Genomic DNA, 21,776 nt, shown 5'->3' with positions numbered 1-21,776 from the left:
TTTATATATACTGTGTTTTGATACTGTTTAATAATTTCTTGCCTGCTGTTTGGCAAATAGCATTTAAATAGAAATCGGTAAGCTTAAATAAGGTGTCAGAAATACTGAATTCATCTGCAGGATAAGCCTTTTCATCAAAAGCAGCTGTAATTTGGTTAAGCCTAATTTGCGCTACAAAATCTATATCTAAATCTTTACGATACAGCTTTTCATCCATACCGCGGATGATATTTTCTCTGATACATTTTTTTATACATTGTATGCGGTGCTTGGTAAATCTTTCATCAAGCAGCGGAAAATATTTACTGATTTCAAAAAAGATATTTGGGCTGATGTTTTTAAAGAGGTTTAAAATAACCTGAGTTTGTAAATAAACTTCTTGTATGGCATTTTTACCTGCTTGCTGTGCGTTTTCAATTTCTTTACCGTGTGTTTCTAGTAAATCATCAATAATAAGCTCTAGTAGGGCTGTTTTATCACGATAGTACTGATAAAGCGTTTTTTTAGATATGCCTAAATTTTTGGCAATATCATCCATAGAGATACTTTTTATCCCGAAAACGAAAAATAATGCTCGGGCTTTTTCTAATATTCTTTGTTCTAAATCAAACTCTTTTAATTCCATCGTAAAAAATATTAAGCATGTTTAAACATTTTGTTCTGATGTTGTTAAATTGATCATCAGACGGGATTAAGGTTTTATGAAGAACATGAATTTCGAAAACCCAAATTCCTGTAAGTACATCAGTAAAAATTTGCGAGGTAGCAACGATATCCAAAGCTTTTAACTCGCCCTGCTGCTGCATTTTTTTCATGAAAGCCATGAGCAACAACTGTTCTTGCTGTCTTACATCTTCCATCAGGTGATGTAGTTGTTGGTCGTGGAAATAAGAATCACCTTGTCCATCGCCTATATGCATCATGAAATACTTTTTGCCAAATTCAATTCGGATATCAATAAGGTTCTGCATGCCGGCTTTAAAATTTAAAGCTTTATTTAAGGTGGCCTCCTGCTGCTTAACAAAATCAAAAAGGATATGATGCCCTACAGCTAAAATCAAAGAAGTTTTATCAGGAAAGTAATAATATAAAGATGCTTTGGAGAGCGATAAATCATCAGCTATCTCGTTCATGGTAGTTTTTGCAATACCAAAATGAGCAAAGCGTTTCAAGGCAGTAGCTATGATTTGCTCTTTCTTGTGATCTGTTATCTGCTCTGTCATGTATTTACTTTTTGAATATTAAACTTATTGACTTTTTAAATTAATTAGTCAAAAGTAAAGCCAAAAAAATTCACATCAAAACATTTTGTTTCAATGCTATTGTTTATGATAATAAAATGACGTTTGTATTTTTAACAGCTAAGGCCTTTTAAAAAGATGTAAACAATTTCTTTTTGCCTTTCTGATATCATTCTAATGAATTTTTTATCTATCCCGAAAGGGACTTGAACTTGGTTAAAGTATAAAACTCTTATACCTTGTATAGCATCAAAAAGTAATTGTGCGGTGTAGGTAGCATCAGTAACTTTATATTGGTGGGTTTGTATACCAATATTTATAATTTGTTTTAAGTGTGTAATTTCTGATTGGTTGGCTTTTTCTATAATCTTTTTTAAATCCTGATATTTTTCAATATTAGTAAGTTTACTAAAATCAAGAATAGGGAAATATTTTTCTAGAAAGCTGTTTTTTGCTTCCATATAAGCTTTTAGAGCATCTTCTGGCAAACGGGCTTTCGCAATATTTTTGTCTATTTGTTGTGCTACTTCAGAAAAAATCTTTTCTAAAACACCTGCGTAAAGATTTATCTTATCTGGGAAATAATAATAAAGAAGAGCTTTAGAAAAGTTTAAATCTGCTGCAATTTCATTCATGGTTGTTTTGCTAAGACCAAAATGGGCAAAACGTTTTAAAGCAGCTTCTATAATTTGTTCTCTTTTTTTATCTTGTTGCTCCATCTTAAATGCAGAAAATTAATTTAGCTAAATTAATGATACAGAATTTAAATGCATCTTTGTTTTTTATTTAATTTATGATTTGGTATTACGCACTTGGCATAATTGCACTTACTATTGTAATGATGGAGTTAGTTTCCTGGGCTTTGCACAAATACTTATTCCATGGTCCACTTTGGTTTATTCATAAAACACATCACCAACAAAGACATGGTTTTTTTGAGTTGAATGATGTTTTTAGTTTGGGTTTTGGGATATTATCCTGTTGGCTGATGTGGGATAACCAAACAACTTTAAACTATAAATTTTGGATAGGAGTGGGGATATCAGTATATGGTATCATTTACTTCATTTTTCACGATTGGTTTATTCACAATCGTTTTAAAGCATTTAAAACCGAAAATAAATATTTAAAAGGTATCAGAAGAGCGCATAAAATCCATCATAAATCAACAGAGAAAATGCCTTCAGAAGAATTTGGTTTACTTTGGGCATCCAAAAAATATTTCAAAAGCTAGTCATCATTTCAGAACATCAATTTAATTTCACCATGTTACAAATTCATCAAAATGTTTCTTTAAAGAATTTCAATACCTTTCAAATTGAGGTTTTTGCTAAATATTTTGTTGAAATAAGTAGAGAAGATGAGCTGGTAGAATTATTCTTAGACCCGCAATGGCACCAAACATCACGTTTGGTTTTAGGTGGTGGTAGTAATATTTTACTCACAAAAGATTTTGATGGTTTAGTCATCAGGATGAACATCAGAGGGATAGCGCACCGTATCAACCATGAAGAAGTTGTGGTAGAAGCGGGTGCTGGCGAGGTATGGAATGATTTTGTAAATTATTGTGTACACTGGGGCTTTGCCGGAGTAGAAAATTTAAGCCTTATACCTGGCTCTGTTGGTGCTTCACCTATCCAAAATATTGGGGCGTATGGGGTAGAGCTAAAAGATGTTTTTGAAAGTTGTAAGGCTTTTGAAATTGCTACGGGTACTTTTAAGCATTTTACTCATGCCGATTGTAAGTTTGCTTATCGCGAGAGCGTTTTTAAACAAGCTTTAAAAGGGCAATACATCATTTGCAGTGTAAAATTTAAACTGTCTTTGATACCTCAAATCAACATCAGTTACGGAGCTATACAAGCAGAGTTATCAAAAAGAAACATTACACATCCTACTTTAAGTGATGTTTCTAAAGTAGTATCAGAAATTAGAGTTTCTAAATTGCCTGATCCATCTACTATTGGTAATGCAGGTTCATTTTTTAAAAATCCTATCATAACAAAAGAACAATTTGACCTATTACATAAACAGTTTCCGGAAGTAGTGTACTTTTTAGTACCCAACAATCAAGTGAAGTTGGCTGCTGGCTGGTTAATAGAGCAGTGTGGCTGGAAAGGAAAAGTGGTAGGGCATACGGGTACTTGGCACCAGCAAGCTTTGGTTATAGTAAACCATGGTGGTGCAAGTGGCAAAGAAGTTTATGATTTTTCTACATCTATTATACATTCTGTTCAACAGAAGTTTGGCGTTGTCTTAGAACGTGAAGTAAACATTTTTTAGTAAAGTGTGTAATTTTTTTACTACCTGATATTAGATTAAAATCCTGAAAACCTTATTTATACACCTTTGGTCTAACTTTTGATAGCGAAAAAGTGTTGCAACATATTGTTTAATTTTTTTGATAAAAAACTTAAACAAAATTTGCGAATTACAAATTATAATTACTAAGTTTGTTTAGGTATTAATCAAAAAAGTTAAACAAAATGACTAAGATAGAATTTAACACCCTAGTAATGCGCCAAGCATCGTCACTTAAAATGTATGCCTTACATTTTACACATGATGCTGATGATGCCAATGATTTGGTACAGGACACTATGTTAAAGGCAATTACCTACTATAACAAATTTAAGGAAGGTACAAACTTGAAGGGATGGTTATATACCATCATGAAGAACACCTTTATTAATAACTATCGTAGATTTGTGAAGATTAATACTTTTGTAACTAAAACAGATGAGATTTCGTCTTCACAACTGTCTTATTCTGCAACCGTAAACGGTGGTGAGCCTAAGTTTGTGATGGATGATATTAAAAAGGCTTTATCCAAATTACAAGAAGAGTATTATGTACCTTTCACCATGTACTTTGAAGGTTACAAATACCACGAAATTGCAGACCACTTAGCTATTCCTATAGGTACAGTTAAAACCAGAATACACGTAGCCAGAAAATTGCTTAAAAAGAGTTTGAAAGCTTATGACCGTAAAACTTCTGAGGCTGTTGCAGCCTAAGAAGTTTTACTTCTTTTCTTTCTACCTAAATTCCTTTTAAATACTTATCGGCTTCTGTCGCGGCAACTTGACCAGAAATTAGTGAAGGTGGTACACCCGGTCCTGGTACTGTTAATTGACCTGTAAATAGTAAGTTGTTTACTTTCTTAGCTCGCATAGCAGGTTTAAAAAATGCTGTTTGTGCTAAGGTATTAGCTAAACCATAGGCATTGCCTTTATAAGAATGATAATCTTTCTTAAAATCCTCCATGGCATAACTTCTTTTGATGATTTCATATCCCCTAACTTTTTGTTTAGTGATATTCTCAAACCTATCCATGATGATGTTATAATATTTTTCTCTTAATTCATCAGAATCTTCTAAACCCGGGGCTAGTGGTATCAAGAAAAATAAGTTTTCTTTTCCTTCTGGAGCTACTGTGTTATCTGTTTGCGATGGGCAACAAACATAAAATAAAGGCTTGCTAGGCCATTGTGGTGTGGTATAAATTTCTTTAGCGTGTTGGTCTAAATCTTCATCAAAAAATAAATTATGATGTTTTATGCCTTCCAGTTTTTTATCTAAACCAATGTAAAACAGTAAAGATGAAGGAGACATGGTTCTTTTGTCCCAATACTCGGCAGTATAATTTCTATTTTTTGGTTCTAAAAGTTGTTGGTCGGTATGTTCATAATCTGCACCAGAAATAACAAAATCTGCTTCAATATTTCCTTTGTTCGTAACTAAAGTTGTAGCCCTGTTTTTATCTACTACAATTTTCTCAACTTCTGTGTTCAGCAATATTTTCACCCCTTGTTCTTCTGCAAGCTTAGTCATGGCTTTCACAATTTGGTGCATACCGCCCATCGGGTACCAAGTGCCCATAGCTAAATCGGCATAATTCATTAAGCTGTACATAGCTGGTATTTTTTGTGCTGTAGCACCTAAAAACAAAACCGGAAACTCTAATAATTGTATCAGTTTTGGATTTTTAAAGTACTTTCTTACATGAGAACTCATAGGTTTAAGCATGTGTATGCGTAAGCTTTCCAGCATCATTCTTAAATCTATAAACTCGGTGATAGAGTGCGAAGGTCTAAAAACATAATCACTCATGGCGGTTTTATACTTATAAGCCGCTTGCTCCATAAATTTTCTTAAACCCACGCTGCTTCCTGGTTCGTACTGTTCAAATAAAGCTTCCAGTTCTTGCATATTGGCTGGGATGTTCATGATTTCATCCTCACCGAAGTAAATTCTATATCCGGGGTCTAATTGTATAAGCTTATAATAATCTTTAACGCTTTTGCCAAATAGGTTAAAGTAATTCTCAAAAATATCAGGCATCCAGTACCAACTTGGTCCCATATCAAAAGTAAAACCTTCGGTTTGCCATATTCTTGCCCTGCCACCGGTTTGGTCATTCTTTTCAATTAAAGTTACCTGATAACCTTTTTTTGCCAATATTGTAGCTGCTGCCAGACCAGAAAAGCCTGCTCCTATAACGGAAATTTTAGATTGAGTACCCATGCTGATTGATAAATCCAAAATAAACCAATTTGTTTTATAATTTCTTGATTTATGATTTTTATTAGCTAAACGATAAAATCAATACAACCAAAGACAAACAAAAGCAGATGGATTTTTGTAATCTGAATATATTTTACAATTTTAGCTCTTGATGGATTTATACACCCAAACCTGCCTAGATTGCAGTAAAATTATTACCAACAACTACAGTACTTCTTTTAGTTTGGGTATTAAAGCTTTTTATAAAAAGTTTAGAGCACCCATTTACGCCATCTATGGTTTTGTGCGTTTTGCTGATGAAATTGTTGATACTTTTCATGATCAGGATAAAGAAAGCTTAATTTCTCAGTTTAGAAAAGATACTGTTGAAGCTATAGAGCGTAAAATAAGTTTAAATCCGGTGCTACATGCTTTCCAATTGGTGGTAACACAATATCATATTGAATTTCATTTAATAGATGCTTTTCTAAAATCAATGGAAATGGATTTAGATAAAACCCGTTATACCGATGATAGCTACAAGGAGTACATTTATGGCTCGGCAGAAGTGGTAGGTTTAATGTGTTTAAGAGTGTTTTGTGAGGGTAATCATCAACTTTATGCTACTTTATTACCAAAAGCCAGAAGTTTGGGCTCTGCCTTTCAGAAAATTAACTTTTTAAGAGATATTAAATCTGATTTTGAAGAAAGAGGCAGAACTTATTTCCCCGGTATTGATTTTACAAAATTTACAGAGGCTGATAAACAAGAAATAGAAAAAGACATCAAAGCAGATTTTGATGATGCTTTAGAAGGGATAAAGCAACTTCCAGCAGGTTCTAAACTGGGGGTTTACATTGCCTATATTTATTACCTTAAATTATTTGAGAAAATAAGAGCTACATCAGCCCAAACCATAGCAAATAAAAGAATACGTATTCCAGATACGCAGAAGATATTCTTGATGGCACAAGCATTGATTAAAAACAAACTAAACTTTGTTTAACTTTTTTACGTTTGTTTATACAAGAATATGAAATTATGAAAAATATTGTCTTTTGCTTTTTGTTTATAGCGTGTTTTGCGGTTAATGGTTTTGCTTATGATATTCAAAAAATCAGAAGAGATTATGTAGAAGCCATTAAAAATGCCGATGTTGCCGATAAGCTTTATAAAGATTTAAAAGCAGTAAAAAATCCAAGCCCACTCATTATGGCATATTTAGGGTCGGCAGATGCGGTAAGGGCCAAACACTCTTGGAACCCGGTTAATAAAATGGCTTTTTTAAAACAAGGTTGCAAAACTATTGATAAAGCTGTTGAGTTAAGCCCTAACCAGTTAGAAATAAGATTTTTAAGGTTTAGTTTAGAGCATTTTCTACCTCCATTTTTAGGTTACAGCAAGCATTTAGATATAGATAAGAAAAAGATTATTGAGTTGGTACAGAAATCAAATGTGCAAGCTTTACATGTAGACGAAACCATCCTAAAAAATATGGTTAACTTTATGATAGATAGTAAAAGATGTAGTGAGGCAGAAGTAAATGTTTTAAGAAAAGTACTAGCATAAATGGATAATAAACTGAGTTATCTGCTCATCAATGTTTTAACAGTTTTCTTTCCTATTATCTTATCTTTTGATAAAAAAGTACACTATTATAAAAAGTGGAAATTTATCATGCCTGGCTTATTTATCACTGGGCTTCTTTACCTTCTTTGGGATTATATTTTTACCATTAACCAAGTTTGGTCTTTTAATGATGATTATATTCTAGGCATCAGGTTTTTTGATTTACCGCTAGAGGAAATCATGTTTTTTATCACCATCCCTTTTGCTTGTATTTTTATTTACGAGTGCTTAATAGCTTATTTTAAGATAGAAATCTCAGCTAAAATTATTAACACCATCAGTTGGCTACTGATAGTTTTATGCGTTATTATGCTGGTATTATTTTACGATAGGATTTACAGCTTGGTAAATTTTAGTACCCTTTTGGTGGTTTTACTCTATACCATTTTTGCTAAGCACCATTTAAATATGGGTAAATTTTACATAGCCTATTTGGTTTCTTTATTGCCTTTCTATATTGTAAATGGGATTTTAACTGCTATCCCCATTGTGATGTATAATAATGCAGAAAATATGGGTTTCAGAGTTGGAACTATTCCTTTTGAGGATCATTTTTATTCGATGTCTTTATTTTTGATGAATTTGCTTTTCTTTGAATTCTTTAGAAATAAGAAACAAGCTGCATGATAGAAGAAGAACTGCCTGTTTATACCAAATCTCAGTTAGCTTTAAGAAACGGACAAGATAAGCCACAAATATGGGTTGCTTATTTAGGTTTAATTTATGATGTAAGCCAAAGCAGACTATGGCTAAAAGGAAAACATTATGAGCATTGGGCTGGCCAAGATTTAACAGCCGAGTTAAAAGATGCACCACATACAGAACAGGTTTTTGAGCGCTTTAAAGTTATCGGTATACTGGCTTAAAAATTCTAAAAAGCTACTTACTCATTCATTAGGAAATTATAAAACTCATATATTATTTTAAATACAAAAGCTGGTACAGCCTTAGATTATTAAACTGAAAAATATTAGCAAATTGATAGAAGGAGGGATAGAATGATTATTAATTATATCATTGATAATCTATTTCAAAAGTTATATTTTTAATAAATAGTGTTATATTCTTAATGCTAGTAAAATAAATAACCAATACTTTTAATTTAATTATTGTGACAATAATACGGTTCAAGTATTATATGATAGCTCCATATTTTATTGAAATAACTATCGATGAGAAGTAGTGCCCTTATTTTTTTATTTTTTTCATTCGTATTTTTCTTTGATTTAGAAGATTCTTTTTCTGCATTTAAAGACACAAAATTTAATTATTTAAAGGTCGAAGATGGTCTTTCAAGTAATAGAATTAAATGTATACTAAGGGATTCAAGAGGTTTTGTTTGGATAGGAACCTACATGGGAGGCTTAAATAGATTTGATGGTTCAAATGTAACTGTATTTGAGCATACAAATGATAGCAGGAGTATTTCTAATAATTATATCAATGCTTTATATGAAGATAGTAATAACAATTTATGGGTTGGTACAAATGCTGGATTAAATTTATACAATAGAAAAAGCGAATCATTTAAAAAATTTAATATTCAGATTAGTCATAATAAGTCTTTAAGTTCTATTAGAATCAATAATATAACTAGTGATAAGTATGGCAATTTGTGGATTGCAACAGAGTTTGGCTTGCTTAAAAGAGATAGTAAAACAGGTAAATTTATTCAATTTATACTGCACAAAGGTCGGAATTTTATAGATGAGATAACAGATTTAGTGATAGATAATAAAGAATGTCTATGGCTATCCAATAATAAAGGCGAAATAATTTCTTTTAATACCAAAACATCTGAAATTAAAACAACAAGAGTCCCAATTTACAATAGAAATAAAAACATTTCAAAAGTAAAAATTGATAAATATGGACTAATATGGCTTGGAACTTCTGATAATGGATTGTTTTCTTACAATCCTGAGAGTAATGAATTTCAATCCTATAATCCATCAAAAGGTTTACAGGGGAAGGATATCAGAGGAATGGAAATATCAGGTAATTATCTTTTGTTAGCGATAGACCATGGTGGTTTAGTGAGAATTAATATACTAACTAAGGAAGTAGAGTATTGTTTTTCTGATGAAAAGATAGAGAATAGCTTAAACACTAATTCTTTGTGGGCAGTTTATATAGATAAAGAGGGTATTTTATATGTTGGAACTTTTAATGGAGGAGTAAATATCTATAATCCTAAAAAGGAGAGATTTAAAAGCTACTTTCATAAGTATGGAGATTCTAATTCTTTAGTAAATAATTCTGTGAGAGCTATCATGGAAGACTCAAAAGGAATAATCTGGATTGGCACAGACGGTGGAGGGATTAGTTTATTTAATCCCAAAAATAATAGTTTTCAGAACTTTAAAAGTGAAAAAGGAAGTAATAAATCTATAAGTAGTAATGCGGTTTTATCAATAGTCGAAGATGCTGATGGAGATATTTGGTTAGCAACTTGGGGTGGAGGAATTAATAGATATGATAGGAAATCAAAACGTTTTATTACCTATAATATTAATTTGAATAATGCTAAAGCTTTACAGAATGACAAATATTATGATATAGAATTAGATAATAAAGGTTTGTTATGGCTTTCTTCTTTTTCTGAAGGTGTTGTAATATTCGATAAAAATAAAGGTGTATTAAAAAGAATTGGAGCTAATATTTTACCGAGTACAACCATTTCTAATATAAGGTTACAAGTAGATGGTACCATGGGTATTATAACCCAAAAGGGTTATGTTTATCATGATGAAAAAACAGGTTTCCATACTTTAGAAGCGTTAAGAGATCTTAATCTTAATGATGTTTATTTAGATGAAAAGGGAGTTTATTGGATATGTACCAATGATGCTGGTTTGTGGGAATTAAAACCTAATGGATATATTAATAAACACAATCAGGCAAATGGTTTTATTTCTAATTCTGTTGTAGGTATTATTCCTGATGCACAATCAAATAAATGGGTTTTAACAACCAAAGGATTAGTTTTTCTTAATGCTAAAACAGGTAAATACCAAAGTTTTACTGTTGCAGACGGATTAAAGGGTAACGAGTTTTCTAGAATCGCTTATTTAAAGGCAAAAGATAACAGTTTATATTTTGGAGGGTTAAGTGGTTTTATTAAAATTAACCCTAACAATATAAAAATCAATAATTATATTCCTCCTGTTTATATAAATGAGTTTAATATCTTTAATAAAAAAGTTATACCAGCAGTTGCGGGTTCACCTTTAAAACAGTCAATTTTAGAGACAGAAGAAATTACTCTTTCTTATAAAAATTCAGTTTTTACATTAGGGTTTCACGCTCTTAACCTTACTCATCCAGAAAAAACTCAATACGCATACATGATGGTAGGTTATGATAAAAGTTGGAACTATACCACAGCAGACAGAAGCTATGCAACCTATACAAATTTAGACCCTAATACATATATTTTTTCTGTAAAAGCAACTAATAATGATGGAGTTTGGAATCAAACTCCGAAACAAATAAAAATCACTATAACTCCTCCTTTCTGGAAGACTTGGTGGGCTTATTTAATATATCTTGGATGTATCGTACTGATATTTACTATTATTTTAAGATATTCCCATAATCAGATAAAAATCAAGAATGAGCGTATACAAGCAGAAAAGCTGAATGAAATAGCTCAAATGAAATTAAGGTTTTTTACAAATATATCTCATGAGTTTAAAACTCCTTTAGCTTTATTGTCAGGACCTATTTCCAAATTAATAAGATCAGGAGAAGAAATTACATCAGAACAAAAACAGGTTTATTATAATATAATTGAAAGGAATGTAAAAGAATTACAAAATTTAATTTCCCAACTTTTAGATATGAGGAAATTAGATAGCGGAGCCTTAAAATTGGAAATTTGTTACGGAAATATCACTACTTACATAAAAAATTTGTTTGATGTATTTGTTGGTTTAGCTGATGATAGAAATATAGTGTATGAATTTGAAGCACCAGAAGAAAATATTGATGGTTTTTTTGATCCTGATAAATTAGATAAAATTGTAAGAAACCTACTTTCCAATGCTTTTAAGTTTACCAATAATATAGTTAAATTAAAGATTTATAAAGAAGAATCTATTTTAAATATAATTGTTGAAGACAACGGAATAGGAATAACTTCTGAGAATAGAGAAAGAATTTTTGATCAATTTTTTCAAATTGATGATTCTAAAACTAGAAATATTGGTGGTACAGGAATAGGATTATCTTTAGTTAAAGAACTACTTGCGTTATATAGCGGTAGCATAAAAGTAGAGAGCGAACCTAACCGAGGTAGCAGTTTTATGGTAAGTTTGCCAACGCAAAGCGAAGATTTTGGTAATAAGGTAATATTATTAGATAAGGTTGATTCTCAGGATACTTTTAAAGATTATAAAGAAGAGAAGTTAATTTTAGATGATGCTACGGCTAAACAAGATAAACATAGTATACTAATAGTAGAAGATAATGAAGACATGCTGGTATACATGGAGAGCTTATTCACTAATAAGTATAAAGTATTTAAAGCTCAAAATGGATTATTAGGATACCAACTAGCTTTAGAGCATTTACCAGCAATTATCATTACAGATGTTATGATGCCTGAGCTTGACGGTATACAACTAACATCTAAATTAAAAACAGATGAAAGAACAAGTCATATTCCTATTATTTTGCTTACTGCTCTTTCTTCTTTAAAGCATAGAATTCAGGGGTATGAAATAGGAGCCGATGATTATATAGATAAACCTTTTAATGACGAATTATTAATTGTTAGGGTTACAAATTTGTTAAAATCAAGACAGCAAGCTATAGAAAAATTTGATAAAAGTATAGACGTAAATCCTAAAGAAATATCGTTAAACGTTGCCGATCAGAAATTTTTACAGAAAGCCTTGGATGTGGTAGAAAAAAATATCGAAGACTATGAGTTTACAACCAAAGACTTTATTTCTGAAATGGCAATGAGCCGTACACAGTTAAATAATAAGATTAAGGCTTTAACTGGTAAAACTATACATGAGTTTATAAAATCTGTACAATTAAAAAAGGCTGCACAATATTTATTAACAGGAGAATACAATCTCTCTCAAGTCTGCTATAAGGTGGGTTTTGCTAACTATGTAAGTTTTTATAATAATTTTAAAGACTATTTTGGTGTTATACCTAGTAATTTTATGGAGCAAAATAGTGATTTAAAGTAGCCCTTGCTTTAGATCGTAATTAGCTAAATTAAACAAAAGAAGCTTATCATTGAAGATTTAAAATTCGCCTTTATTAATTAAATAAGTTGTTTTCTTAAACTATTCCGTCATAATTTTAATCATTAAAAGGGCATTACTCGATTACCTTTACATCACTAATTATAAACCAAATGATTAATTTAATTTACCGTATACTAATACTGTACTCTGTGCTGCATGTAAATAATTTGCATGCTCAATTGCCTTATGCAGAATCAATATTATCTAAAGATTTTAAAACCTTTACAAGTTATGGTCCAGACATCAATAAAGGGTTAACCACCGAAATAAAAAATAATGGGACAGACTTTTCTTATTTAGAAGTAAATACTTTTAATAAACTTTCTGGAAATAGAATTAATGGGATAGAGGCACCTATAACATCCAATTTAAAAAAAGGAGATATTTTATGGGTTTCTTTTAAATCTAGATGCTTAGTTAGTAAGAGAGAAACTGGTGAAGGTTTTATAGAATTACGCTTAGATAATTTAGTTAATGGTAAAGCTGCTTGGCCAGCTCATGTTGTAAGAGGTGTTTCTATTGGTAAAGACTGGATGGAGACTAGTTTCTCCTTTATTATTGGTAAAGACGTAAATGCTGCGGATGCAAAGTTTGTAATTAAGTTTGATTCTTATGAACAACAGCTACAAATAAGCTCGATAACTTTAAATAATTATAAACAGACTGTAAATCTTAAAGATCTGCCCCGTTCAAAAGTTCGCTATGAGGGCGACCATCCAGATGCACTGTGGCGAAAAGATGCTCTGCAAAGAATAGAAAAAATCCGTAAAGGTGATTTAAAAATTAAAGTTCTTCAGCCTAATGGGCGACCGCTTACTAATGCTAAAATTTCTATTAGTTTAAAAAGAAACTCTTTTGACTGGGGTACTGCAATAAATTCTGCCTTTATTTTAGAACAAAATAATGGTGATGCTAAACATTATAGAGATACACTAAAAAAATATTTTAATCAGGTAGTTTTTGAGAACGAGATGAAATGGAAATCTTGGACATCCCAGCCTGCATCTATACGAGGAGAAAACACGAAAAAAGCCAATAAATGGCTAAGAGAAAACGGTATGGGAGCAAGAGGACATGTTATGGTTTGGCCTTCTTGGAGACTTTCGCCAGGTTTAGAATCTCTTAAAAATGATACAGCTGCATTAAGAAGAAGAATCAAAGAAGTTATTCAAGATCAAACAACCAAAATGAAAGGTGAATTTAGTGAGTGGGATGTTGTCAATGAACCTATTTCTAATCATGACATTTTAGATGTTTTAGGGAAAAACGAAATGGTTACTTGGTTTAAGACAGCTCATAGACATGCTCCAGATTTAAAATTGTTTTTAAACGATTTTACGCTATTTCATGGTAAAGGAGTGGGTTCTGGTAGTCAGAAATTCTATGATAATATTGCTATGCTACTAAAAGAAGGAGCGCCTATAGATGCTATAGGAGAACAAGGCCATATAGGTGGAGCTCCACCAGCTATACCTTTTGTTTTAGAGAGATTAGATTACTTCAGCAAATTTAATTTGCCTATTAAAATTACTGAATTTGACATAAGAAGTATAGACGATGATTTTAAAGCCAACTATATCAAAGATTTTATGATAGCCATTTATAGCCATCCTTCTGTAACCGGTTTTGTACAATGGGGTTTTTGGGCAGGAGCGCATTGGTTTCCAGAAGCAGCTTTATGGGATAAAGATTGGACATTAAGACCGCATGGAAAAGTTTATACAGAACTGGTTAATAAAACTTGGACAACAAATATATCTACAACAACAAACGCTCTAGGAGAAGCTAATACCCGAGGTTACTGTGGGGAATATGAGATATCTGTTTCACATAATGGGAAAGATTATAAAAGGTATTTAAAGCTAGATAATAGCGGAAACGAAATACTTATAAAGCTTTAATAATTAATGGTTTTAACGAATATTTGAAATGAGGCAATTTTTAGTTACCATTATTCTTATCATTTATACTTTAACAGGATATAGCCAACAAGCTTCATTATCTCTGTATGCTAATAGTCTTAATTTAAAGATTGGTACTGCTGTAGGAGGTGCATTTTACTCTAATTATCTAGGCAGCAATACCTATATCAATACCATTAAAAATAATTATAACATACTAGTGTCTGAGAATGACATGAAATTTAAGGCACTTCAACCAACAAGGGGTAACTTTAATTTTACTAATGCAGATAAAGTAGTTGATTTTGCTATTCAAAATGGTATGCAAATACGAGGACATACTTTGGTTTGGCATGCTAATAATCCAACGTGGTTAAGTGATGGCCTAGATGAAAATGGCGTGGCTTATACCAGACAATCATTATTAGCTGTCTTAAAAAATCATATAACTACAGTAGTTACTAGATATAAAAATAAAATACAACAATGGGATGTTGTAAATGAACCTATAGAAGATAATGGCACATTAAGAGCTAATATTTGGCAACAAATCATTGGGAACGATTACATAGATTCTGCATTAGTATGGGCCAACCAAGCAGACCCGGCTGCCAAGCTTTATATAAACGATTACTATATAGAGGCAACAGGTAGTGTACGCTCAAACGCAATGTTTAATCTTATAACTTCTTTAAAGCAACGTAATATACCCATACATGGGGTAGGGTTTCAGTGCCACTTTTTTGTGAATAATATATTTTTTACACAGATAGATCGAAATATAAAAAATTATGCGGCTATTGGGATAGATGTTGCCATTACAGAACTAGATATTAGAATCAAAAATACAGATTATGATACCAATAGTGCGCTACAACTCAGTCGCCAGGCAGAAGATTATAGAAGAATGTTATTGCTATGTCTAAACAATCCTAATTGTAAGACTTTTATGACATGGGGATTCACCGATTTGTACTCTTGGATACCTAATTATTCTGGTTTTACACATGGTTATGCTTTACCTTTTGATTCTAGCTATAATCCTAAACCCGCATATACAAGTATGCTAAATGAATTATTTACGCAAGCTGCTACCCTTCCCGTATCTTTTTTAAATATCTCGGCTAAATCAGAATTTAATAAAACAGTTTTAAGGTGGCAAACTCAAGATCAAGTAAATCTTAGTCATTTTACAATTGAAAAATCTGTAGATGGAAAAGTATTTAATTTAAAACACACAGAACCCGTTAAGCAAGCTATTAATAATATATCCTTTTACCAATTTGAGGATTTAGAACCTTTAAGCACAATAGCTTACTATAGAGTAGTAGGATATGATTATGACGGAAAAACAACCAAAAGTAATATTGTCGTAATTGCTAATGATAAAACGCCTCTTTATAATCTGCAATTTAACAGAGATAAATCTATTATGGTAAACCTAAATAGCAGTTTTAAAGGAATTATACAAATAGTCTCTATTGATGGGAGGTTGATAGCCCAAAAAATATTTAATAATGAAGAAACTAAAGTTTTTCAGGTTTTTGACCTAGAAACAGATTTAATAGTTCTAAATATAAAAGGAAATAACATTTCAGAGTCAAAGAAAATTAAGCTATTGTCTAATTTTTAAAGATACTAACCAAGCAATCAAATTACTAAACCAATTAAATTCAAATTCATGAAAACCTTAACTCAATTATGTAGGAACTGCAGAATTCGAGAGAAGAAATACTTATTTAAGCATTTCTTCAAACTAGCAACTTTTGTATTTCTCATTTTCTTTACCACAAACTCTTTATTCTCACAAACCACAGAGGTAAAAAAGTTTATCATCAAGGGTGTTGTTACAGATTCAGAAACTAAGACAACAATCCCTGGTGTATTAGTTGCCGAAAAAGGCAGCACAAAAAAATCTATTACAAACTTAAAAGGAGAATATAGTATAGAACTGAGCAGCTTAAATACAACTTTAATTTTTAGTTTCATGGGGTATGAAACCTTAGAGAAGGCTACCAATAACCAGAGTAAATTAGATGTTTCCTTATTAGAATCTAAAAAACTCTTAGAAGAGGTAGTGGTAGTTGGCTATGGAACTGTTAGAAAGAGTGATTTAACCGGTGCTGTAGGCTCTATTAAAATGAAAGACTTAGAAGATGTTCCTCTAATAAGCGTTGATCAAATGATACAAGGAAGGGCAGCTGGTGTGTTTATAGGCAGTGGTGGCGGACCAGGTGCACCCATAGATATCAGAGTAAGAGGAACAAATTCTGTAAATGCTGGTTCACAGCCCTTATATGTTATAGATGGTATCCCTTTTGATTTGGGAGACGCCGGTTCTCCTAGCGGTACTTTTTTTGGAGCAAGTGGTAATGTTAATATTCTGTCTACTTTAAATCCTAACGATATAGCTTCTATAGAGGTGTTGAAAGATGCGTCAGCCACTGCAATTTATGGATCAAGAGGTTCTAATGGGGTTATATTAATTACCACCAAGGGTGGTGCAAAAGGAAAAGCGAAGTTAGATGCAGAAGTTTATAATACACAAAGCTGGGTAGATAGGAAATTAGATTTAATGAATGCTACACAATATGCAGAGTTGCATAGAAATGCAGCACTAAGAACTAATACTATCGATAGATTTGATCCACTATTTTACGGGGATAATATAAATACAGACTGGCAAGACGCAGTTTTAAGAACATCATCATCTGTTAATTATCAGGCAAGAGTTTCTGGCGGATCGGATGTTGTAAAGTATAATATCTCTTCTAATTATCAAGATAATCAAGGAATATTGATTAACTCTTTTCTTAAAAAACTTAATAATAGGGTTAATGTGGATTTACAATTATCGCCTAAGCTAAAAATAGGGGTTAATGCTAATTTGTCTAATGTTAAAGATGCCTGGGCCAGCAGTGTAAACCAAGGTGTTGATATATCTAAAGCTCTTTTATATGCACCTACTGTTCCTATTAAAGATGACTTAGGTAACTGGGGCGAGATGGGAAATATTATTAATATAACAAACATTAATCAAAATCTAGTTGCTATACAAGAAGACTCCCAACTAGATAGGAAGAATCTCTTACTAACAGGTAATGTCTTTGCTAATTATGTTTTTTCTAAAAATTTTGAAGCTCGTGTTAGATATGGAAGTAATTTAAGTTCAACGCATAATAAGTCTTATTTTCCGTCTAATGTTTGGTTTGGAGGTATGTGGAATGGTTATGGAATATCTAATGAAAGTTTATCAGAAAGTTCTACCCTTACCAATCAAATCATCTACAAGAAAAACTTTTCTAAAGCCCATAGGCTAGATGCCACAGCTGTTTATGAGTATTCTAGTTTTACAAGGTCATTCTCAGAATTTCAAGTATCTAACTTTTTTACTAATCAGACATCTTATGACAATTTGGGTCTAGGTGCTTTAGCTAATTCTTGGGCATCAAACAGAATTCAAAATAAGAGATTATCTTATTTGGGAAGAGTAAATTATACGCTTTTAGATAGATATCTTTTTACCTTTTCAGGAAGATCCGATGGATCTTCGAAATTTGGAACCAATAAAAAGTGGGGCTTTTTTCCTTCTGTAGCATTTGCATGGAGAGTAAGCGAGGAAAAATTTATTAAAGACATAAATGCTATTAGTAATTTAAAATTTAGGTTAAGCTATGGAGTATCTGGTAATGATCGTATTGCAGATTACTTATCTAAAGGTTATTTAACTACTGCTCCGTACGCATTAAACGGCGGTATTGGTACTTCTCTTAATATTGTTAACCTAGAGAATCCGGATTTAGGTTGGGAAACTACAAAGCAATTTAATTTGGGTTTTGATATAGGAGTATTAAAAGACAGAGTTTCTTTAACTTTTGATTACTATCGGAAAAACACTAGCGATTTATTGCTAAGATCATCTCCTTCTCTTATTTCGGGCCAAACAAGTTACCTATCTAATAAAGGTGGATTGAGAATTGATGGATTTGAGTTTACCTTAAATACCGAAAACTTTACTTCTCCAAATTTCAAATGGTCGTCAAATCTTAATTTCTCTTTAGATAGAGGAATAGTAACAAATTTGGATGGCTTACCACCTTATGTGATTTTAGGATCAGCAGGAGGAGTAGCGGGTGTAGGAGCAACAGATATCTTAGCTAAAGTAGAAGAAGGTGCTCGTCTAAATAATCTATACGGTTTAGTGCAAAAAGGCATCTTACAACCCGGTTATCAAGACTTGTTTGAAAACAGGCACATGGCTAGAGATAATAAAATTTATGGAGATTTAAATTTTATGGATTTAAATGGTGATGGCTTGCTTAATCAAGATGATATTGCGCCTATAGGTAACGCTAACCCTGATTTTTTCTTTGGTCTAAACAATACTTTTAACTATAAAAGGTTTCGTTTAAATGTCTTCTTACAAGGAATGATTGGGCATGACAAGTTGTTTTTACTTAATAAGCAGTTTAACTTAAATCCATTAACAAACTCATTTGCAGATTTATGGGAAAACAGATGGACAGAAAGTAACCCTTCTAATGCAAACCCTGGCATTTTGTTTAATAGTACATTATCTTCTTGGTCTATAAAAGATGCTTCTTTTGTTAGGCTACAAAATGTTACACTTTCTTACCTATTGCCTCTTAAAAGCCAGCGTTTAGGTATTACTGCCTTTAGAGTATATGCTACTGGAACCAACCTATATACATTTACAAAATACCCAGGTTATAACCCAAGTGATAGCCAAGCAGATAACCTTATTAAAGGCTACGACACTGGAGGATATCCTGTTGCCGCTTCTATTACGTCAGGAATTTCTATAACCTTTTAATCATCATATTTAAAAAATAAAGCAATGAAAAAGATAAAACAAATAATCTTGTATTATACTATAGTCATTAGTTTGTTACTATCAGCTTGTGGAAAAGAACTTTTAGAGGAAAAACCTTTTGGAATCTTTGATTCTGCTACAACTATTAAAACAGAAGGTGATGCCCTTGCTGCATTAGGTAGTGCTTATAGAAATTTAGGAGGAAGAGGTGGATTCTTAGATTTTGATGGAATTGTACGTTTAACTAGTGGGATGACGCATCAAACAGAAACCGGTCTTGGTGGTTCAACCTCATGGAGATTATCTCCTTCCTCAGCAGACTTTCAAATACCTTATCAAACACTTTATAGGGCTATTAACTCTGCAAATTATATCATAGAAAAAGCAGATGAATTAAGTCCATCAGCATCAATTACAACTTATGAAGCAATAGATGGTAAAACCTATAAACTTAAAGACCGTATTATTGCTGAAGCCAAATTCTTAAGAGCATTATGCTTTTTCTACGCAGTTAATTTTTGGGGTGATGTACCAATGCCTCTTAAAGCTTTTACAGCACTTAACCAAGAGAGTAATTTACCAAAAACAAGTAAAGAAATTATCTATAGAGATTTAATAGTTAAGGACTTAGTAGAATGCGCAAATATCTTACCTAAAAAAAGTTCCTATGCTACAATAGATAAATTTAGAGCAAGTGCTGGCGCAGCTAGAGCCTTACTTTCTAAAGTTTACTTATACTTAGGTGATTATCATAAAAATTTCCCTGAGGTGTATGCTTTTGGCAATGCAACAGAGTATTATAATAAGTCTAAACATTATGCTGCTCTTGTTTTAAAAGATAATGATTATGCTTTATTTGATGATTATGCCAAAAATCATTCTGTAGCTTTTGAGCAAGGATCTGAAACTATTTTATCATTTCCACATGATTTGAATAATGGCTTATTCGATCAGTTCATGGCTCGAACAATGGATTTAAGTAACCCAATTGCTTTAAGAAATCCTAGTTGGATGGGGAGTAGCTCCGTTTTAATAGAAACCTATCGTAGACTTCCTTTTGATTATCGCAAATGGAGAATGTACTATTATGGCACTATCAGAAGAGCATTTTATCCTACAAAATTCTGGGATCCAGGTGCAACAAATGCAGGTATTACAGGCGTAGATGGTACTGTTTTAAGATTAGCAGAAGTTATGCTTATTTATGCTGAAGCTGCAAACGAGGTAAACCAAGGACCAACAGATAGTGCGGCAATGTATTTATCTATGGTTAGAAAGAGAGGGTCTACTTTTTTTGGTACATCAACTGGATTAACAACACCAACAAGTACTACTCACAGACCAAATTACTCTAAATTCGAGACACAGTTTACGCCTAGAGGATTTATTGAGTTTGAAGAAACCACCGATGCAATAAGTACATCGAGACAAAATATACGTATAAATTTTGCAACAGTGGATCTTACAAGAGGTGTACCAATGCCACGTATAACGGGTGCTTTAACTAGTGTAAGAACCAGAAAGCCAACAGATAACACAGGATTATACCTCACTAGCCAAACCTTATTAAGACAGCTTAATTATACTGATTTTTCTAATGAATTATGGAATGAGTATGATTATGAGCTTTTGTGGGAAGGAACAAGACTTTTTGATCTTTTTAGAAAAAGAAAGTTAGAGACTTTAAGAACCTTAACCAGTAAGGTTCAGGATGGGCGACCTTTTAATTATAACTATTTGCTCCCTATACCTGCTAATGAACTAGTTGTAAACAAAAATTTAACACAAAACCCTGGCTACTAATGATTATGAAAAAATATTGCACATCTTACTGCTTCTTAATAATACTAGCAGTAACAATTTTTATCTCTTGTAAAAAAACCGAAAAGGTATCAACTCCAAAATCAAGTTTTGAAGTTTTTAAAGGAGCTTCAATTTCTAGAAGAGCAAGTGATACTATACGATTAGTAGAAGTACCTTCTCGTACATTTAAACTTACAGATACCATCATTTTTAAAAACAGTTCAACAGGCTCTTATTCTTCAATATATACTGGCGATACTTTATTTAATTCAAATGGAAGTATCTCGGGTGCTAGAATTGCAGACCAACCACAATCTAGGTTTTTAGATGTAATTACTGGGCAAACTGTAAATGTAACTGCTGCCTATTTCCCCAAACCTAATATTGATTTGGAAGCAGAGTATGGTACAAGCGGAAGAAAGATTTATAGAGATATAAATGGGCAATTCTATACAGGTATTTATCCATACAGATACAGTAGAATAGGCCGTTATAAAGTGAAATCTTACACTTATAATTGGGACGAAGATGGTAGAGCCTTAATTGATACCTCTGTTGTTTTTTTAACCGTAGTACGTTAATTTTTTGGTAGTTT

17 protein-coding genes are annotated in these 21,776 nt (G+C 32.1%); 13 read left to right on the top strand and 4 right to left on the bottom strand.

Translation table 11 applies throughout. From position 1 onward, the window contains the following. Window position 1 precedes the first annotated feature (1 nt). The 3 genes from H510_RS0104925 to H510_RS0104915 form a co-directional block, all read right to left on the bottom strand. Window positions 2-625, bottom strand: coding sequence for a TetR/AcrR family transcriptional regulator (locus tag H510_RS0104925; RefSeq protein ID WP_026903291.1), 624 nt, complete (start codon window positions 623-625; stop codon window positions 2-4). Then, the gene (locus H510_RS0104920; RefSeq protein WP_026903290.1) at window positions 606-1,223 is read right to left on the bottom strand and encodes a TetR/AcrR family transcriptional regulator; all 618 of its coding nucleotides are present in this window, start codon (window positions 1,221-1,223) and stop codon (window positions 606-608) included. Before H510_RS0104920 ends, H510_RS0104925 begins: the two co-directional genes overlap by 20 nt. Window positions 1,224-1,354: 131 nt before the next feature. Beyond that, on the bottom strand, window positions 1,355-1,960 hold the full coding sequence (locus tag H510_RS0104915) for a TetR/AcrR family transcriptional regulator (protein WP_026903289.1): 606 nt from the start codon (window positions 1,958-1,960) through the stop codon (window positions 1,355-1,357). Between the two features lie 74 nt (window positions 1,961-2,034). Here H510_RS0104915 and H510_RS0104910 point away from each other — a divergent pair, with 74 nt between their 5' ends. The 3 genes from H510_RS0104910 to H510_RS0104900 all read left to right on the top strand — a co-directional run bounded on the left by H510_RS0104910 (window position 2,035) and on the right by H510_RS0104900 (window position 4,258). Then, entirely contained in the window at window positions 2,035-2,475 is a 441-nt protein-coding gene (locus H510_RS0104910) for a sterol desaturase family protein (protein ID WP_026903288.1), read from the top strand. 32 nt (window positions 2,476-2,507) lie between these two features. Beyond that, on the top strand, window positions 2,508-3,524 hold the full coding sequence (gene murB, locus H510_RS0104905; protein WP_026903287.1) for a UDP-N-acetylmuramate dehydrogenase: 1,017 nt from the start codon (window positions 2,508-2,510) through the stop codon (window positions 3,522-3,524). A gap of 203 nt (window positions 3,525-3,727) precedes the next feature. Continuing rightward, the gene (locus tag H510_RS0104900) at window positions 3,728-4,258 is read left to right on the top strand and encodes an RNA polymerase sigma factor (RefSeq protein ID WP_026903286.1); all 531 of its coding nucleotides are present in this window, start codon (window positions 3,728-3,730) and stop codon (window positions 4,256-4,258) included. Between the two features lie 25 nt (window positions 4,259-4,283). Here the strand turns inward: H510_RS0104900 and H510_RS0104895 are convergent, their stop codons facing one another. Then, window positions 4,284-5,786: a phytoene desaturase family protein gene (locus H510_RS0104895; protein WP_342662616.1), complete on the bottom strand. Its 1,503-nt coding sequence runs from the start codon at window positions 5,784-5,786 to the stop codon at window positions 4,284-4,286. A 133-nt stretch (window positions 5,787-5,919) separates the two neighbouring features. Between H510_RS0104895 and H510_RS0104890 the strand changes: the two genes are divergently transcribed. The 10 genes from H510_RS0104890 to H510_RS0104845 all read left to right on the top strand — a co-directional run bounded on the left by H510_RS0104890 (window position 5,920) and on the right by H510_RS0104845 (window position 21,762). Continuing rightward, on the top strand, window positions 5,920-6,753 hold the full coding sequence (locus H510_RS0104890) for a phytoene/squalene synthase family protein (protein WP_026903284.1): 834 nt from the start codon (window positions 5,920-5,922) through the stop codon (window positions 6,751-6,753). A 35-nt stretch (window positions 6,754-6,788) separates the two neighbouring features. Then, entirely contained in the window at window positions 6,789-7,316 is a 528-nt protein-coding gene (locus H510_RS0104885; RefSeq protein WP_026903283.1) for a hypothetical protein, read from the top strand. Beyond that, the gene (locus H510_RS0104880; protein ID WP_026903282.1) at window positions 7,317-8,003 is read left to right on the top strand and encodes a lycopene cyclase domain-containing protein; all 687 of its coding nucleotides are present in this window, start codon (window positions 7,317-7,319) and stop codon (window positions 8,001-8,003) included. Further along, on the top strand, window positions 8,000-8,242 hold the full coding sequence (locus H510_RS0104875) for a cytochrome b5 domain-containing protein (protein ID WP_036691963.1): 243 nt from the start codon (window positions 8,000-8,002) through the stop codon (window positions 8,240-8,242). The genes H510_RS0104880 and H510_RS0104875 overlap by 4 nt, the downstream gene beginning before the upstream one ends. A gap of 306 nt (window positions 8,243-8,548) precedes the next feature. Then, window positions 8,549-12,583 (top strand): hybrid sensor histidine kinase/response regulator, encoded by a 4,035-nt coding sequence (locus tag H510_RS0104870; RefSeq protein ID WP_026903280.1) that lies wholly within the window; start codon window positions 8,549-8,551, stop codon window positions 12,581-12,583. 170 nt (window positions 12,584-12,753) lie between these two features. Beyond that, on the top strand, window positions 12,754-14,544 hold the full coding sequence (locus H510_RS0104865; RefSeq protein ID WP_026903279.1) for an endo-1,4-beta-xylanase: 1,791 nt from the start codon (window positions 12,754-12,756) through the stop codon (window positions 14,542-14,544). Between the two features lie 28 nt (window positions 14,545-14,572). Next, a complete protein-coding gene (locus tag H510_RS19500) occupies window positions 14,573-16,177 on the top strand; it encodes an endo-1,4-beta-xylanase (RefSeq protein WP_051291055.1) in 1,605 nt (534 codons plus the stop codon). Window positions 16,178-16,225: 48 nt separating this feature from the next. After that, entirely contained in the window at window positions 16,226-19,378 is a 3,153-nt protein-coding gene (locus H510_RS0104855; protein WP_026903278.1) for a SusC/RagA family TonB-linked outer membrane protein, read from the top strand. A gap of 24 nt (window positions 19,379-19,402) precedes the next feature. Further along, entirely contained in the window at window positions 19,403-21,181 is a 1,779-nt protein-coding gene (locus H510_RS0104850) for a RagB/SusD family nutrient uptake outer membrane protein (protein WP_026903277.1), read from the top strand. Beyond that, on the top strand, window positions 21,181-21,762 hold the full coding sequence (locus tag H510_RS0104845) for a hypothetical protein (protein ID WP_026903276.1): 582 nt from the start codon (window positions 21,181-21,183) through the stop codon (window positions 21,760-21,762). Before H510_RS0104850 ends, H510_RS0104845 begins: the two co-directional genes overlap by 1 nt. Window positions 21,763-21,776 lie beyond the last annotated feature (14 nt).

The sequence above is a fragment of the Pedobacter glucosidilyticus DSM 23534 genome, assembly GCF_000425145.1.
In the GTDB taxonomy this organism is placed as follows: domain Bacteria; phylum Bacteroidota; class Bacteroidia; order Sphingobacteriales; family Sphingobacteriaceae; genus Pseudopedobacter; species Pseudopedobacter glucosidilyticus.
The sequence above is the reverse complement of the archived record's forward strand: the minus strand, read 5'-3'. Positions and strand labels throughout refer to the sequence as shown.

What these genes read in the sequence shown, in the direction of transcription:
- H510_RS0104925 (WP_026903291.1), bottom strand. Translation starts at nt 625, where the DNA reads ATGGAATTAAAAGAGTTTGATTTAGAACAAAGAATATTAGAAAAAGCC.
- H510_RS0104920 (WP_026903290.1), bottom strand. Translation starts at nt 1,223, where the DNA reads ATGACAGAGCAGATAACAGATCACAAGAAAGAGCAAATCATAGCTACT.
- H510_RS0104915 (WP_026903289.1), bottom strand. Translation starts at nt 1,960, where the DNA reads ATGGAGCAACAAGATAAAAAAAGAGAACAAATTATAGAAGCTGCTTTA.
- H510_RS0104910 (WP_026903288.1), top strand. Translation starts at nt 2,035, where the DNA reads ATGATTTGGTATTACGCACTTGGCATAATTGCACTTACTATTGTAATG.
- murB (WP_026903287.1), top strand. Translation starts at nt 2,508, where the DNA reads ATGTTACAAATTCATCAAAATGTTTCTTTAAAGAATTTCAATACCTTT.
- H510_RS0104900 (WP_026903286.1), top strand. Translation starts at nt 3,728, where the DNA reads ATGACTAAGATAGAATTTAACACCCTAGTAATGCGCCAAGCATCGTCA.
- H510_RS0104890 (WP_026903284.1), top strand. Translation starts at nt 5,920, where the DNA reads ATGGATTTATACACCCAAACCTGCCTAGATTGCAGTAAAATTATTACC.
- H510_RS0104885 (WP_026903283.1), top strand. Translation starts at nt 6,789, where the DNA reads ATGAAAAATATTGTCTTTTGCTTTTTGTTTATAGCGTGTTTTGCGGTT.
- H510_RS0104880 (WP_026903282.1), top strand. Translation starts at nt 7,317, where the DNA reads ATGGATAATAAACTGAGTTATCTGCTCATCAATGTTTTAACAGTTTTC.
- H510_RS0104875 (WP_036691963.1), top strand. Translation starts at nt 8,000, where the DNA reads ATGATAGAAGAAGAACTGCCTGTTTATACCAAATCTCAGTTAGCTTTA.
- H510_RS0104870 (WP_026903280.1), top strand. Translation starts at nt 8,549, where the DNA reads ATGAGAAGTAGTGCCCTTATTTTTTTATTTTTTTCATTCGTATTTTTC.
- H510_RS0104865 (WP_026903279.1), top strand. Translation starts at nt 12,754, where the DNA reads ATGATTAATTTAATTTACCGTATACTAATACTGTACTCTGTGCTGCAT.
- H510_RS19500 (WP_051291055.1), top strand. Translation starts at nt 14,573, where the DNA reads ATGAGGCAATTTTTAGTTACCATTATTCTTATCATTTATACTTTAACA.
- H510_RS0104855 (WP_026903278.1), top strand. Translation starts at nt 16,226, where the DNA reads ATGAAAACCTTAACTCAATTATGTAGGAACTGCAGAATTCGAGAGAAG.
- H510_RS0104850 (WP_026903277.1), top strand. Translation starts at nt 19,403, where the DNA reads ATGAAAAAGATAAAACAAATAATCTTGTATTATACTATAGTCATTAGT.
- H510_RS0104845 (WP_026903276.1), top strand. Translation starts at nt 21,181, where the DNA reads ATGATTATGAAAAAATATTGCACATCTTACTGCTTCTTAATAATACTA.